The sequence below is a fragment of the bacterium genome (genome assembly GCA_021372615.1).
GTDB lineage: Bacteria > Armatimonadota > Zipacnadia > Zipacnadales > UBA11051 > JAJFUB01.
Genome location: JAJFUB010000137.1, coordinates 1 through 15,314, shown reverse-complemented (window position 1 = coordinate 15,314; position 15,314 = coordinate 1). Strand labels below are relative to the sequence as shown.

Here is a 15,314-nt window from a genome sequence, read left to right as displayed (position 1 = left end):
GTGGTTGCTACTGGCCGTAGCGTTGCAGGTACGCCTTGATCCAGCAGGTGCACTCCGGCGGGTTCGGCACGAGCTGCAGATAGCGCCGGAAGCACCGCGCCGCTTCTTTGCGGTTCTTCGTCACATTCGCGTGCAGCGTCCCCAGCGATAGCCACGCGGGGGCCAGCGACGGGTTGAGCTGCAGCGCGAGGCCGTACTCCTTCAGCGCCCCCTGCGTCTGCTTCTGGCGGGCGTAGGCGCGGCCCAGATTGTAGTGCGCCCCGGCCGACTTCCCGTTCAGACGCACTGCCGTCCGGCAGACCTGCACCGCCTCTTTGAGCCGGTTCTGGTCCACCAGGGCCGAGCCCAGGTTGATGTGCGCGCTGACGTTGCGGGGGTTCAGGCCGATAGCCGTGCGGAAGTGCAGGATGGCGTCCGTCGGCTTCTGCTGGGCGTACAGCACGACCCCCAGCCCGACGTGTGCCTGGTCGTTGCGTGGCTCCTGCGTGAGGGCCTGACGGAACCTGGCGGCCGCGCCGGGCAGGTCGCCCTTTGCATAGAGCGCGGCGCCCGCCCGGCACAGGTCGGCGGCGGACTCGGCCAGCACCACGGTTGCCAGCAGCCAGCAGACACCGCAGGCCCCCCACCGGGCCAGGTCGCTACGGCGCAGCCTCATACTCCACCACCAGTTCCGGCGCCAGCTTGCCCTCGCGGCTGACGTAGTTGGCGCCATCACAGCTCGTGGGGTCGAGCGCCAGGCTCAGCTCGGCCTTGCCCGTCAGGTCCACCTTCAGCACGCGCTCCTCCCAGGCGTCGCGGGTCACTGCTCCCAGCTTCCCCACCTCGGCGCCCAGCTTGGGCCGGCTCGCGTACGTCACCTTGTTCTCGTCCCACGGCTCATCCACCACGCAGATACGGCCGGAGTCGCCACTCTCGGAGGCCTCGCTGGGTGCGGTGTGGACGCGCAGCTTGACACTCACCGGCCGGCCGGGGATCTGCAGCGCGAACTTCAGCAGCCCGGTGTTGTGGCTCTCATCGCCCATAGTGGCGCTGCCGCCATCCACCAGCAGGTTGGCGCTGTGGCCGTAGTTGGTCGCGCCCTGGCCGGCGCACACGTACGTGTCCGCGGTGGCGTAGAAGGTGACCCGCCCGCGCGCCCCCAGGTACTCCACGGACGCGTCACGCTCGGTCTCGATGGTCCCGTCCGCCCGCACCAACTGGGCCTTGAGTACCCCGGAGACCGGGGCGCCCTTGCGGCCCACTGACAGCTTCACCGCCTGGCTGAACTGCTGGTTCATCGCGAGCTGCAGCGGGAAGCTGGCCGGCGTGACCGTCAGACCCTCCGGCACGGTCAGCTTCACGGTGCCCGCGAAGTCGCGGTCGGTGCGGTTGCTGAACTCCAGCTTGCCCTCGGCCTCCGGCTGCGGGTCGGACACGCTCAGCTTCGGCACGGCCATGCCGACATGGAGCACGCGCTCGCGGATGATCTGCACCGAGTTGAGGATGGGCATCTGCTCGGGGGCCGGCTCTTTCTGGGCGCTGGCCAACTCGATCTTCAGATCGCCATCTACGCGCACGCCCTTGAACTCGCGGACGACGACGGTGCGGGGCTTTCCGGCGACAGCCAGGGCGTCGAAGCCCTTCTCGACCGTCTGCCCCTGCAGCTTGATGTCAAAGACGCGCTGGCCGGGGGCGGTGTTGTCCGTCTCGACGAAGCCCAGGCGCACGGTGTAGTCCGCCGGCCCGTCGAGCGGCCCCACCAGCGGGACGGCCATGGTGGAGAGCCCACGGCAGCCCGAGGCATAGACCCACGGCAGGTCGGTGCCGCTGAAGGTCGCGGTGTCGGCCGCCGCGCCGAAGGTGCCACCGTCCTTGACGTAGCTCACCGTCGGCTTGAGCGTCACCGCCATGCGCCCGTAGGGGCGCGGGAAGCCGAGCCAGAGCGTCCCGTCGGGGGCGCGGCGGTCGCCCGGGGCGCCCAGGTTGAAGGCGACCTGCTTGACCGGCAGACACTCCCCGGGGGTGGAGAAGGTGCCCCAGGCGCGGTCGGTCTCGCGGGGCTTGAAGACCGTCGTGCAGTGGATGGAGATCAGGCAGATGCAGCCCGAACTGGCCTCCGGCATCACCAGCAGGCCGTTGGCGGGGATCATGTTGATCCAGCAGCCGGGGCGCTGGCCGCCGAAGTGCTGAGTGCCGTTGTCGCGCAGCCGGTCATAGTACCCCAGCGTCCAGGAGCGGAAGTACAGACCGTTGGGCGAGCCGGCGATGCAGCCGCAGTGATGGCCCGGACGCTCGAACTGCCAGGGCGAATCCAGCCCCGTCAGCGGATGGGTGCGCATCTTCTGCTGTCCGGTCTTCAGGTCGAAGGACCACGGCTCGGCGATCAGCTCATCACCCACGACCAGCGGCCGGATGCGGTAGCCAATGGCCTTGGTCCACAGCAGCGAGCCGTCCTGGGCCGACAGCACGGTGGCGCGGCGCGCGCCGTACTCACCCGCCAGGAACTGCGGCCAGTAGTGGCCGTCGGAATGGGCCCCGCAGAAGACGACGACCCCGCGGGTGGCAATGGCGATCAGCACATGCGGGCCGCAGTCCGTCAGGTCCACGGGGCGCTGCCACAACCGCTTGCCGGTGGCGGCGTCCAGGGCCGTCACCAGGCGCACATCGGCGCTGGTGACCTGCTTCTCGGCCTCGGCGGCGCTGATCTTCCCCTTCTCCATGATCTCCTGGATCTTGGCCTGCAACGCCTCGACTCGTTGCGCCGGGGTGACGGTGGCGTCAGCAAAGAACATCCGTCCCTCGCTCAGGCAGATCGTGTTGTTGCGGATGTGGGTGCCGGTGAAGGTCCAGCGGATCTTGCCCTTGCCTGCGTCGAGAGCGAAGATTGTGTCGCTCTCCTGCCCCTTACGCGAGACGCTGCCATACAGCGTATCGCCGACAACTGCGATCCAGGCCCACTTGGGCTCGCCTTCACCGGTGGTCGGCGGCAGGTCGTAGGTGCGCATGGTCTCGCCGGTCTGGGCGCTGAGGCGCACGCACTGCTTGCCCGTGGCCACGAAGATGCTCTGGTCGTCGCAGGCGATGTTGCCGGCCTCGTACACCATGCCTACGCGGTACGCGCCGGGCACCTCGCGTTCCCAGTACGGCAAGCCGTTGTACGCATCAAAGCACATGATGCGGTTGATGCCCTGCAGGTAGACGCGGCCATTGATGGTCAGCGGGGCGGCGTTGCCCAGGTGGCGCGACGGGACCTTGTTCGGCCCCGGTTCGCCATACCACAGCACTCCCAGCGGGCACTTGAGGGCCGTGTCGGTGGAGGAGGCGGTGTTGCCCGGGTCGCCGTACTGGTGGGTCCACTGCCCGGCGCCGGGCAGCGTCCCGCGCGTCCAGGCCGCCCACAGCCCGCCCTTGTCGCTCACTGCCGGCTTGCCCATCTCGTCGCCGCTGATGCACCCCGCCAGGGCGGCCCGTGTCACAGTGGGCTTGCCGCCCTGCCCCAGACACAGCACGCCACCGCACGGCTTCAGGTGCCGGATGATGTCGGCCTGCGAGGTCGGTAGTGCCCCGGTGGTCAGTGTCTCCTCGGAGACGATCAGGTTGGCGCAGTAGTCCGCATACGGCAGGGGACCGGCGGGCCAGTGGTCCACGGTCACGCGGGTGCCGTACAGGCCCGCGGCCAGCAGCGCCTCCCGAGCGGCAACCACACGCGCCGGGTCGCTGTCCACGCCATAGATCGTCAGATCGGAGCGCTTCGCCAACTCGCACGCCAGCCGCCCGGTGCGGCTGCCCAGCACCAGACAGTAGCCGCGCTTGACGCCCGAGAGCTTCAGGATGCTGTCGGCGGCCTTCTCAAACACGGAGGTCATGGCATCGCGAGGGAAGGCCTGTGGGGCGGGGGCTTGTACCCCGCCGCTCGGCGACGGTGCCCCCGCCGCCCCGGTGGCAAAGCACACGATCGCGCCGCCGTCGGTGCTCGCCAGCAGGCGCTTGTCGGCCACCGCCAGTCCCCGGACGACGCCCTGCAGCGGCGCTGACCACAGCTGTTGCCCCGACTTCGCGCTGATGGCGAGGACCTCGTTCTCGCCGCCGGCGAACACCGTGTCGCCGGCAACGATCATGCTCTCCAGCTTCTGCCGCTCGAAGCGGAAGCGCGTGCAGGCCTCCACATCGGCCTGGGCCTGCTTCTCGTCGGCGTTGATGGCGTCGAGTTTCTGCTGGTAGTCCGCCGGCCGCGGGCGCACCTGGCTCAGGCTGGTGCGGCGGAACTTGCAGTTGACCAGGCGCCGACTGGCCTCCGGGTACTTGACGCGGTCCAGAGCCGTGATGCCGGAGTCATTGAGCATGTAGGACGTGTCGGACGTCACCAGCAGGCGCTTGCCGGGGAACCAGGCGAAGCCCTGCGCGCCGGTGCTCTGCTCGTAGCCGATGATCTGCCCCGTCCCCCCGTAGAGCTTGTCATCGGCCAGCAGCGCGTAGCAGCCACCGACCACACCGTAGTTCCAACGGCCGTCACCGCGCTGGAACATGAACTTGCCGTCGGCACGGTTGAAGGCCGCCGGCAGGCTGCGCCCGGAAGGCACATAGAGGGTCGTCTTCGAGGCCAGCAGGTAGCCCTGGGGGGAGACATTGCCGGTGCCGCCGAGCTGGTCGTCCACCGTCTCATTGCTCCACACGGTCGAGCCGTCAGCGGCCCTGGCCGCGCCGATGTAGACACGCTCGCCGGGGAAGATCCCGGCGGTGTAGTAGACGATGCCGCCGTCCACCACCAGCCCCGTTCGCACCGGCCACAGCGAGATCATACGGCCATGGCCCAGCAAGCGCTCCGTCGTGGCCCCCACCAGGCGCTTCCACACGAGCTTGCCGTCAGCAGCGCCTACGCAGTAGAGGTAGCCGTCGTCCGAGCCGAAGTACAGGCGGCCCTGGTCGTAGACGGGCGCCAGGCGTACCGGGCCGTCCACGATGACGCGCCAGCGCACCTGCCCGGTCGTCGCATCCAGAGCGCAGACGTAGTTCTGGGTCGAGGAGCCATAGAACACCAGGCCCGCGGCAGACGTGGTATAGAAGGCGTCATCGAACTTGACCTTGGGGGGCTCGACGACACCTTCGACAGCGACCGGCTGCGGATCGGCCCAGGCAGCCTTGGGGGGGGCGGACGGCTGGTGCAGCCACTGCCGGCTGAGCGGCATGGCGAGTTGCTCGCCGCTGACACCACTGCGCGCCATGTCGTGCTGGTAGGTGGGCCAGTCCTCGGCCCAACTTGCGGAGATGGCAACCAGTAGCAGCATAAGGACGGCCAGACGAGTCGGCGCTTTCACGAGGCGTCACCTCTGTCGGCAATAGTCCGGCAAGAACGAGGTACAACTTCGCCAGCGCCCCTCCATGACCTGCGCGCCTATGGGAAGGACTTGGTCGCGCAAGTGCGAACACTTCCCCAGATGGTTCCGTTGGAGACTACCATGAGACTACGTCTGGCCCTCTTGCCGGCCCTAGCGGTGGCGCTCGCGCTGCCGGCGTGGGCCTGCCCCTACGCCATTCGCGACTCGGGCTTCATCATCCGCGACCCGGTGCCCTATCGCCTCATCTGGCTGTCGCACGGCGCCCGCCCGGACGCCCTGGCCGCCACCCAGGCGCTCCACGAGAAGGTCGCCGGCCGGGTCCTCGACCAGGCGAATGTCCGGCCGGACGTGCTGGACACTCAGCGCGAGCCGCAGCATCCCCTGCGCGCGAAGCTGGAGGCCGTCCCGACGGAGGAGGGACAGGCGCTGCTCGTGTCACCGGATGACCGTGTGACCGAGGGCCCCCTGCCCGAGTCGAGCGACCCCGAGCAGGCTCTCACAGACGTGTGCCGCCAGGCGGTGGATTCGCCCAAGCGCCGGGAGATTGTCCGGGACATCATCAGCGCCTGGTGTGTCGTCGTGGTCGTGGAGGGCGCCGACAAGGCGCAGAACACGACCGTCCTGAAGGCGGCGGGCAAGGCGGCCGACAAGCTCGTGGGCTTCAAGCCCGAGATGGGCGATCCGGTCGCCGTGGCGCCGGCCGTCGTGCGCGTGCGGGCGGATGACCCACGGGAGCGGGTTCTGCGCTGGAGCGTCGGTCTGGACGAGGGTGACCCGCGCGCCACGCGAGCGGCGGTGCTGTTCGGCCGGGGGCGGCGCGTGGGACCGGTGCTGACGGCGACACAGGCCACCGAGGGGCGCTTCCTGGAGCTGTTCCACCTGCTGGGCAAGAACTGCACCTGCACCGCGGACCCGACCTGGCTGCTCGGCCCGGCGCTGCCGCTGAACTGGGGCAACGACATCCGCCAGCAGGTCCGCGAGGCCCTCGGCTTCGACCCCGACAGCCCCAATGTGGCCGCGACGCTGTCCGGCGTGTGGAAGAGCTTCCGGGCCCGGGACTCGGCGCTGGTGCCCGGCGAGACCGTGCCCGAGCCGACGACCGGCTATATGGAGTTCGATGTCCAGCAGGAAGCGAAGCCGCCGGCGTCGCAGCCGGACCCGGATGCGCCGGCCAACGGCGACCAGGGGGCCGGGCTAGAGCAGCACAGTTGGCGTGCCGCGGCGGTCGTCGGCGGGGTCATCGCCGCGGCGGCGGTGGGCGGCTCGGCCCTGCTGGTCTGGCTCAACCGGAGGCACACCTGATGTCCCCTTGGCTCCTGATGGTGCGCGAACTGCGGTTGCGTTGGCTGAGCTTCATGCTGGCGCTGCTGGCTGTCGCCTGCGCGGCGGCGCTCGTCGTGGGTCTGACGGCCATGGGGCGCGCGGCCAATGTCGAGGCCAAGCGCCTGATGCGGAATCTGGGCTTCAACCTGCTGGTCCTGCCGGGCCAGGCCGACCTGGCCCAGTACTGGTCCACTGACACGGTCCGGGGCGACATGCCCGAGGCCTATGTGCAGAAGCTGGCCCAGACCCCCGGCATCGGCGCCGATCACTATGTGGCCACGCTGCAGCAGCGGCTGGCCTGGCGCGGCCTGGAGATCGTCCTCACGGGGATCCTGCCTGAGCGGAATGCCGTGGACGCACCCGGCAAGGACCCCATGGGCTACAGCGTGGGGCCCGGCGAGTGCTTCGTCGGCTATGCCATCGCGCATGACCTGGGCCTCAAGGAGGGGCAGCGGATCGAGATCCAGGGCGTGCCTCTGAAGGTCGCGCGCTGCATGATCGAGGACGCCAGCAAGGAAGACGTGCGGCTCTACACGCACCTGGCCGACGCGCAGAAGATTCTGAAGAGGCCGGGGCGGATCAACACGATCCAGGCCCTGGGCTGCCTGTGCACGGGCGGGGCGCTGTCCATCCTCCGCGGGCGCATTGCCAAGGTGTTGCCAGACACGTACGTCACGGAGTTGCGCACCATCGCTACGGCGCGCGTGGAGACACGCCAGATGGTCGAGCAGAACGCCGGCGTCGTGGTCGGCACGGTGGTGCTCACTGCCGCCCTGTGGGTGGCGCTGCTGGCCTGGCTGAACGTGCGGGAGCGGCGGCAGGAGATCGGTGTGCTGCGGGCGCTCGGGTTCGGCTCGGGGCACGTGGCCGTGCTGTTCCTGGGGCGCGCGGTGCTGATCGGCGCGCTGGGCGCACTGCTCGGCTTTGCCGTGGGGACGTGGCTGGCGGGGGCGTATGGCGCGGACATCTTCAAGCTGACGTTCGCCAAGGTCAAGCCGGCCGTGGACTTGCTGCCGCGCACAGTTCTGGGCTGCGTGGCGATCACGGCGCTGGCGAGTCTGCTGCCGGCCATGGTGGCCGTCACGCAAGACCCGGCCCGGACGCTGATGGAGGAATGATGTGGTTCGCCTCGTGGGCGTGAGCAAGACGTTCCAGGGGCGTCACGGGCCGGTACGGGCCCTCGACGGCATGGACCTGGAGGTCGCCGAAGGTGATTTCGTGGCCGTGCGCGGCCCCAGCGGCAGCGGCAAGTCCACGCTCCTGCTGACCATCGCCGGCATGATCCGGCCCACGGCGGGGACGGTGACGGTGCGCGGCGAGGACCTCTATGCTCTCGGCGGCCAGGGCCGTTCGCGCTTCCGCGCCCGGAACGTCGGCTTCGTCTTCCAGATGTTCCACCTCGTCCCGTACCTGTCGGTCCTCGAGAACGTGATCCTGCCGGGTAGACTGCTCAGCCACGTTGGTAGCGATGGGATGCGCGCCCGACGGCAGGATCCGAGGGTCCGCGCCCTGGAGCTACTGGAGCGCTTCGGCCTGCAGGACCGCCTGGATCACTGCCCGGCGGAGCTGAGCACCGGGGAGCGGCAGCGCACGGCCATCGCTCGGGCGCTCATCAATGACCCGTGGCTGCTGCTGGCCGACGAACCAACCGGGAACCTGGACACGGAGACCGGCGGGGTGGTCATGGACTGCCTGGCCGACTTGCACCGCGCGGGGAAGACCATTGTGCTGGTGACGCACGACCCGGCCGTGGACCGGTATGCCGACCGCGTCCTGTTGTTGCGAGCGGGCCGCCTGGAGTAGCGCGCGGGGTCTGTCCCCGGAGGGCCGGTCGCATCGGCCCGCAGGGGGCTGACCCGATTGCCCGAGACTGGCTGCGCCGGGGTCAGCCCCCTGCGGTCGGCTCCGTCGACCGTGCGGGGACAGACCCCTCATGTAGCTACTGCGGCGCGGTCATCACCAGCCGCCCGTGCTGGACGCCACGCGTGCTGATGAGCCCCTCGGCGATCTCACGAACCTGCGCGGAGGTCCCCGACAGCACGATCACCTCGACACAGTTGTGCGCATCCAGGTGGACATGGGTGGTGCAGCGGATGGCGTCGTGGTGGTCATGCTGCAGGTCGGTCAGGCGCTCGCCCAGCAGCCGGGAGTGGTGGTCGTACATGATCGTGACGGTGCCGATGACGTGGGCGTCGGGGGCCTGTATCCGCTGCTCGACCAGGTAGTCGCGGACGAGGTCGCGGATCGCCTCGGAGCGGTTGGGGTAGCCGGCTTGCTCGATGCGCTGGTCGAAGGCGGCGAGCAGGTCGCCATCCATGGACACGCCAAAGCGCTCTGTGTCGGCCATGTGAGTGCCATCCTTGTGCGGGGCGTCGCAGTGACATAGGCTTCGCTGTCGGCGGCGCGCGCACCTTGGGGCAGTGGGACGGGACGTCATGCGTACGGGCAGACGGAAGCAGGGCCGCAAGCCGGTCCTGGGGCGCAACCCCATCCATTACCGCCACATCACCGACGGCGGCATCAAGGGCGGACCCTTCGGCGGCTCGAAGCGCGAGCAGCGCCGTCGGGAGCGGCGCCGCCAGCGCCTGACGCAGCGTCGCGGTGACATGGACCAGGAGTGACCATGACGCCACGCGAGCGCGTGCTGACAGCCCTGCGCCACGAGGAAGCCGACCGCGTGCCGTACAACCTGCGGCCCTCCCCCGAGGCAATGGCGCGGCTGCAGGCCGAGGCGGGCCCGGTCGAGTTCGCCGACTACTTCGGCCACGATGTGCGCTACGTATCGCTGGCCCTGCCGGAGGCCTCCGGCGAGCCCGGCGACCGCACTCCCCTCCCCACCCCCGAAGCGCTCGGCGCCACGAGAGCAGCGGCCACGCGCCTGCACGAGCGCGGGTTGGCCGTAGCCGGCGGCTACTTCTGCGGCGTCTTCGAGCAGGCCAAGCACTGGATCGGCGACGCCGAGACGCTCATCGCCCCCTACGAGGACCCGCGCGGCTTCGCGTCGCTCCTGGATGAGATCACGGAGTGGAAGTGCGCGCTGTACGGCGCGTACGCGGCGGCGGGAGTGGATATCGTGTGGATCGGTGACGACCTGGGCACCCAGCGCTCGCTCGTGATGAGCCCGGCGCAGTATCGCCAGTGGTACCGCCCGCGCCACGAGCGCATCGTCGCCCATGTCCGGGCCCTCGCGCCCGTCAAGATCGCCTTCCACTGCTGCGGGCACGTGACGCCGCTGATCCCGGACCTGATTGAGATCGGGGTGGACGTGCTGGAGGCGGTGCAGGCCGAGGCGATGGACCTGCCGTTCCTCAAGTGCGAGTACGGGCGCGACCTGGCCTTCTGGGGCGGGGTGGGGGCGCAGAGCGTCCTGGCGCGCACGACACCCGAGCAGGTCATCGCCGGCGTGCGCGACACGCTGGCCGTCATGGCCCCCGGCGGAGGCTACCTCGCCGCCCCCTGCCACACCCTCACCGACGAGGTCTCCTGGGAGGCCATCGTGGCCTTCCACGACGCCGTCCGCGCCCACCGGTATGGATAGCGCGGGCGAGGCCACCCGCGCTACGGGCGAGCACAGGCCGTGGGTGGCGCGTCGTGTGCGCCGGGCCCCACGGTCAGGTACCCCGGGCTACGCCTCCCCTATTCCACGGTCACCGCGTCGTACCAGACGGTCGCCTCGCTATCCACGTTGTACAGGTAGATGGCAACGCGGGCCACGTCCTCGCCGACGGTGAAGTCGGCGGCGTAGTCGTTCCACTGGTCGTCCGGCAGCTTCGACACCTTCGGCAGGCGCACGTAGCGTTCCGGCCCCCGCTTCAGGAAGAGCACCACCGCCGGGCCCAGCGACCCCGCCCGGCCAGGGGTGCGCTTCATGCGGCAGCGCATCGTGTAGCTCTGGCCGGTCTGGACTGGGATCACCTGGTCGGCCTCGACGAACAGGCCGGGCTTGCCCTGCAGCTTCAGGCAGCGCTGCCCTTCGGCCGCCTCGCCGTCGGTGCTCACCATCTCCCCGTGTTGGCAACCCCAGCCGCCCGGCCGGCCCTCGGCCCCGGGCTCCTCGAACCCCCCGTTGAGCACCAGTGGACGCAGGGAGAAGCTCTGCGTGTCGGTGGTTCCCTCGGAGCTGATCGCCGCCTGGCAGGGCGTGACCTGCCGCAGCTCCGCCAGCGCCGGGGCCTCGAAGGTCAGCGCCGCCTCCCGCTCGGGCGCGAGGCTGAACGCCTGCTGCAGCGCCGCCAACGGGCCGCCGGTGACCGTCACGGTGCCTTCGCGTGCGGTGCGCCCCAGGTTGCGCAGTGTCAGCGTCAGCCGCGCCCCCCGCAAGCCTGCCGACACCTCGAAGGGACTGGTCACCAGCACGTCTACAGGCCGCCGCACGCTCGTGTTCGGGGCGGTGAAGAGCACGTGGCCGGACCGACAGCGGCGCTCGGCCCTGGCGGCGGTGCGCAGAGGAACGGCAGCAGCGACTGAGCTGCCCGCCGGGACCGTGACGGTGACCGGCGCGGCGTTGAGGTCCGGCAGGGCCTCCTGGAGGCTGAGCTTCCCCGTGATCGGCCGTGCGCCGGGGTTGGTGAGCGTCACGGCAATCTGGCCGCTCTCGCCCGCCACGACCGACGCCACGGCCGGCCGGACCAGCGGCTCGCAGCGCCCCGCCAGCAGTACGCTGCTGGCTTTGCCCAACGGCGCAGTGAAGCTTACCCCGTCGGCGCCGGTCTGCACCTTGACCGGCCCTTCCCGGCCCTCGACATCGAAGTAGTACCCCCGAACCTCGCCGGCGGGCACGTCACGGACGGTCACGGTTACCCCGTCCTGCCCCGGCACGTTCACGAGGTTGACGAGGCGGACATCGTTGCGCGCATCCTTGAGGGTGTTGAGCTTCGCCTGTACGGCCGGGTCGCTGACCGTCAGGCCCACATTGTCCATGAAGCGGGCGCGATACAGCACCTGCTTGACCTTCTGGCGCAGCGCCACCAGGGGCTTGGCCGGCTCGACCGAGAAGGCGTCGTAGCGGTTGCCGTGCAGGTGAACATTGAGGAACGTCTCCTCGGCTGAGATGCCGTAGGTGCCGTTGGCGATGCCATCGTAGAGGAGGTAGTCGGGGAAGGTGTAGTGGAAGACCTCCGGGGCAAAGCGGCGATTGGCGCCCCACTGGCCCTTCTTCTTGGCCGAAGCCGGCGAGATCAGGTTCACGTCGGCCCACTGCCCGACCGCGTCGCCGCAGCCCTCCATGGCGAACATCCAGTTTGGGTCGCGCTTGCGGCCCTCGGTGACCATGCGCTGCATGTCGCGGGTCAACGAGGCGCCCCAGATGCCGTGGTGCTCGTGCCCATGGTTGGCCGCAACGCACATGCGCTCGCCCGCCGCGCATGTCTCGTCCAGGTAGATGCCGCTGGCCCCATAGTTGGCGCCATACTGCTTCACGGTCCAGCCCAGCAGGTGCTGGTTGGCCCAGGCGTCGGTGTACGGGCACAGGATGGTGCGCGCCCACGGCGTCTCGTAGCGCTGCTGCTCGGCCTCCGTCAGCTTCGTGTCGCCCGAGAACTCCCCGCCATAGCCGCGGGTGGCGTAGGCGCGCCATTCGTCCCAGTTCCAGATCGGGACCGAGGCCGGTATCATGCTGCGCGGCGTCGAGCCCACACTGTCCCCGTCGCGCGCCTTGACCTTCCAGAACTGGCTGGAGACATAGAACGTGATGTGCCCGCCCCAACGCTGCACTTCGGCGATGGCGGCCCTGAACTCGTCCAGGCTGCCCAGCACGGGATTCGGGTACGGCAGCGAGTCGCAGTTCGACCCGCCGGTCATCTGCCCCCAGACCTGGATGTAGTTCGTGCCCAGGTCGCGGGCCCGCTTGAGGGCCTGCGGCATGTCACGGAAGGGCACACGGCTGCTGTCGGCGCTGACCACGAGCCCATACCAGCCGTCCGCTTCACGCACCCATTCGGGCGGCGTGGGCCGGTGCAGCCACGTCTGGGCCCAGGTCCGGTAGGCATCGGCCGCGACGTGCCAGTCGCCCGTGTGGACGCCGATGACCGCCGGCGGGGTCGTCCAGCGCTTCCCCGGCCTGACATGCGCCCATTTCGTGACGCTGAAGGTCAGCGTGCCCGTGTCGGCCTCCGACCGGGCGTCCAGCACGCAGCCCATCAGGCTCGGGTCGTGGGCCGACAGGTACAGCCCCTGGGCGGGGGTGCGCTCGTACAGGTCGAGCCACGCCGCGCCGCCGCCGCAGGGGTAGCGGACGCTGCCGCCGTTGGCGTGGACGGGATCGGATGTCTCGACGCCGCCCTGCCAGTTGGGCGTAATCAGCAGATCATCGGTAGACACCGGCCCCAGTTGCACGCCCCGGACATGCGGGCAGGCGACCTCGACGATATCCAGGTCGGATGAATTGTCCACCTCCAGCGTCCAGGTCAGCTCCGCCCCGCTGAGCGCCACCCGCAGCTCCGCCCGCGCCCGCTCCGCCACGACATAGCGCGCTGTCAGGCTGGTGGGTGTGTTCTGCAGCGACACCAGGTGCAACTGCTCGGGCACGAGCGCCACCGGCTTCTTCTCGCCGGCCGGCAACTGCCGTAGCTCGAAGGGCGGTGCGGCCGAGCCGCCACTAAGGCAGTGCACGCCGGTCCGCTTGTTCAGCAGGTCCACCAGGCCGCCGGTCGTGCGCAGGAACAGCGCGCGCACGTCGGCGTTCTCCAGGGCGATGAAGGCCCGGGCGTCAATCGTGTAGTCCACACTCGGGGCACCCAGGGCCGGGCCGGCGCCGGCGGCCCCCGCCGACAGGGCCGCTCGGAGCACGAGGGCCGCGGCGCCCGGCGCCGCGACAGCACTGCCGAGGGGCTGCCAGTTCTTGCCGCTGTCGAGCGAGATCGCGAAGCCGGCCTGGCCCCCACCGGTCTCGACCGGCCACTGCGCCTGGGGCTTGCCGGTCAACCCGGGGGTCGCCAGTTGGGGCGTCAGCACCCAGCCCGCGCGCGCGGGGGCACGCGGCGTCACCGCCGGTCCCACGCCTTCGGGCGCGGCTGCGCCCTCGGGCAGCAGCACCACCTTGTCCAGCTTCGCGCCGCCGTGCCAGTTGTGCAGCCACAGCAGGTGCACCCCGGCCGACAGGTCGTACACCGGCCCCGCCACCCACACCCACCGCCCGGCTGTGTCGCCGTCGCAATCGGTGTGCCACTGCGGAGAGCCGTAGTCCAGGGACTCGCTGTGCACCCAGCCGCCGCCCTTGGGGAAGAACCCCCGTATCCAGCGCCGGTAGCGCCCGGCCCGCGTGACGTTGATCGGGAAAAGCGCGCGATCCACTCTGACCACGCAGCGCCCGCCCGAGCACTCCGCGTCGGCCAGGCCGTCCGCCGGGTCGGCCACCAGGTCCACCGCCGCCTCGGCCTCCATGGCCAGGCCCGGCCCCGCGCCCATGTCGAACCACTCGCCCAGCACGACCTTGCCGCCCGAGACGCGACAGGCGGCTGTCTGCAGGGTCTCGAGCGGGAAGCTCTGGTGCTCGGCCAGGGCGGCGGAGGCGGCGACACAGCACAGGATCACGGCCACGACAGGGAGCCACGGGGTGCGCACGGTCATCACTCTCTCTCGGTCTGCGGCATGGGGATGCCACCCCATTGTTCGGTGGCTGCGGCGCGGAACCCTCCGCGCGCGGCGCTGCAGACGGGAAGGGGAAGGGGCCGGCGATGCGGAATGAGACGAATGGTTCTGTCAGTCACCGAGGAGGCGCATGAGCATGAAGGACATTTCCATCGGTTCGTGGGCGTACTCGATCGGGCCGTACGCCGATCATCCGGTGCCGTGGGGTGAAGTCATCACGACTCTGCGGGATCTGGGCTTCCAGGGCGTCGAGTTGGGCGGCTTCCCGCCCCATCCCAATCCCGACGACATGCCGACCGCCGACCAGCGCGCGGCGTGCAAGGAGCAACTGGCCGGCCTCGGCCTGCGCTTTTCCGGCCTGGCGGCGAACCTGTGGGGCGAGCACCTGATTGACACCGACGACACCTCCGACTACCTGGAGGCCTTCCGCAAGAACCTGGACTTCTGTGCGGACCTGGGCATCCAGGGCATCCGCGTGGACACCGTCCAGCCCCCCACGATCTTCGACCAGGTTGACCCCGAGGTCGCCCGTGGTAACGTCGTCCGGGCCTGGCAGCACTGCGCGCGGGCGGCCGGCGACCGGGGCGTCTACATGACCTGGGAGTTCGAGCCCGGCTTCGCCTTCAACAAGCCCTCGGACATTCTGCGCATTGTCGAAGAGGTCAACAGCGACAACTTCGGCGTACAGTTCGACACCTGCCACGGCCACATGGTCGCCGCCGTCGGCGCGCGGCAGCCGGGGGAGAAGGAGACGCTGCCGGGCGGCTGCCTGGAACTGGCACAGAAGCTGCGCGGCAAGATCAACCACGTGCATCTGATTGACTCGGATGGCACGCTGCACGACGAGGAGACCTCGACCCACGCGCCGTTCGGCGAGGGCGTGCTCAACTTCGACGAGCTGCTCCCGGAGCTGAACCAGAACCAGATGCCGCACAACTGGTGGACCATTGACCTGTGCTTCTGGCCGAATGCCTGGGACGTGACCCGGCAGTGCAAGGCGGCCGTGGACGTCCTGAACGCCAAGTACGGATAGTGATGAGTGACGAGTGCCATGTGGCAAGTGGCAAGTGAACGACGGTCGCGGTCGGT

Annotated in this window: 10 protein-coding genes; 6 read left to right on the top strand and 4 right to left on the bottom strand. The window is 69.8% G+C overall.

Annotated features, from left to right (window positions below):
* Positions 1-7: 7 nt before the first annotated feature.
* Positions 8-655 carry a tetratricopeptide repeat protein gene (locus LLH23_20200; protein ID MCE5240791.1) on the bottom strand — a complete coding sequence of 216 codons (648 nt, stop codon included), beginning with the start codon at positions 653-655 and terminating at the stop codon, positions 8-10.
* Positions 639-5,294, bottom strand: a complete 4,656-nt coding sequence (locus tag LLH23_20195; protein ID MCE5240790.1) for a PQQ-binding-like beta-propeller repeat protein — start codon at positions 5,292-5,294, stop codon at positions 639-641. The genes LLH23_20200 and LLH23_20195 overlap by 17 nt, the downstream gene beginning before the upstream one ends.
* A gap of 141 nt (positions 5,295-5,435) precedes the next feature.
* Here LLH23_20195 and LLH23_20190 point away from each other — a divergent pair, with 141 nt between their 5' ends.
* From LLH23_20190 to LLH23_20180, 3 genes are read left to right on the top strand one after another with little or no spacing between them, the layout of a single operon-like run.
* A complete protein-coding gene (locus LLH23_20190) occupies positions 5,436-6,617 on the top strand; it encodes a hypothetical protein (GenBank protein MCE5240789.1) in 1,182 nt (393 codons plus the stop codon).
* Positions 6,617-7,756: an FtsX-like permease family protein gene (locus LLH23_20185; GenBank protein MCE5240788.1), complete on the top strand. Its 1,140-nt coding sequence runs from the start codon at positions 6,617-6,619 to the stop codon at positions 7,754-7,756. The genes LLH23_20190 and LLH23_20185 overlap by 1 nt, the downstream gene beginning before the upstream one ends.
* Position 7,757: 1 nt before the next feature.
* Positions 7,758-8,441, top strand: a complete 684-nt coding sequence (locus tag LLH23_20180; protein MCE5240787.1) for an ABC transporter ATP-binding protein — start codon at positions 7,758-7,760, stop codon at positions 8,439-8,441.
* A 136-nt stretch (positions 8,442-8,577) separates the two neighbouring features.
* Here the strand turns inward: LLH23_20180 and nikR are convergent, their stop codons facing one another.
* On the bottom strand, positions 8,578-8,985 hold the full coding sequence (gene nikR, locus LLH23_20175; GenBank protein MCE5240786.1) for a nickel-responsive transcriptional regulator NikR: 408 nt from the start codon (positions 8,983-8,985) through the stop codon (positions 8,578-8,580).
* A gap of 88 nt (positions 8,986-9,073) precedes the next feature.
* Between nikR and LLH23_20170 the strand changes: the two genes are divergently transcribed.
* Entirely contained in the window at positions 9,074-9,259 is a 186-nt protein-coding gene (locus LLH23_20170) for a hypothetical protein (protein ID MCE5240785.1), read from the top strand.
* A gap of 2 nt (positions 9,260-9,261) precedes the next feature.
* On the top strand, positions 9,262-10,176 hold the full coding sequence (locus LLH23_20165) for a hypothetical protein (GenBank protein ID MCE5240784.1): 915 nt from the start codon (positions 9,262-9,264) through the stop codon (positions 10,174-10,176).
* A 98-nt stretch (positions 10,177-10,274) separates the two neighbouring features.
* Here LLH23_20165 and LLH23_20160 read toward each other — a convergent pair whose 3' ends face one another.
* Entirely contained in the window at positions 10,275-14,204 is a 3,930-nt protein-coding gene (locus tag LLH23_20160; protein ID MCE5240783.1) for a DUF6259 domain-containing protein, read from the bottom strand.
* Positions 14,205-14,361: 157 nt separating this feature from the next.
* Here LLH23_20160 and LLH23_20155 point away from each other — a divergent pair, with 157 nt between their 5' ends.
* Positions 14,362-15,258 carry a sugar phosphate isomerase/epimerase gene (locus LLH23_20155; protein MCE5240782.1) on the top strand — a complete coding sequence of 299 codons (897 nt, stop codon included), beginning with the start codon at positions 14,362-14,364 and terminating at the stop codon, positions 15,256-15,258.
* The last annotated feature ends 56 nt before the right edge of the window (positions 15,259-15,314 follow it).

Coding starts and splice junctions, on each gene's coding strand:
- LLH23_20200 (MCE5240791.1), bottom strand. CDS start 655: ATGAGGCTGCGCCGTAGCGACCTGGCCCGGTGGGGGGCCTGCGGTGTC.
- LLH23_20190 (MCE5240789.1), top strand. CDS start 5,436: ATGAGACTACGTCTGGCCCTCTTGCCGGCCCTAGCGGTGGCGCTCGCG.
- LLH23_20185 (MCE5240788.1), top strand. CDS start 6,617: ATGTCCCCTTGGCTCCTGATGGTGCGCGAACTGCGGTTGCGTTGGCTG.
- nikR (MCE5240786.1), bottom strand. CDS start 8,985: ATGGCCGACACAGAGCGCTTTGGCGTGTCCATGGATGGCGACCTGCTC.
- LLH23_20170 (MCE5240785.1), top strand. CDS start 9,074: ATGCGTACGGGCAGACGGAAGCAGGGCCGCAAGCCGGTCCTGGGGCGC.
- LLH23_20165 (MCE5240784.1), top strand. CDS start 9,262: ATGACGCCACGCGAGCGCGTGCTGACAGCCCTGCGCCACGAGGAAGCC.
- LLH23_20160 (MCE5240783.1), bottom strand. CDS start 14,204: ATGACCGTGCGCACCCCGTGGCTCCCTGTCGTGGCCGTGATCCTGTGC.
- LLH23_20155 (MCE5240782.1), top strand. CDS start 14,362: ATGAAGGACATTTCCATCGGTTCGTGGGCGTACTCGATCGGGCCGTAC.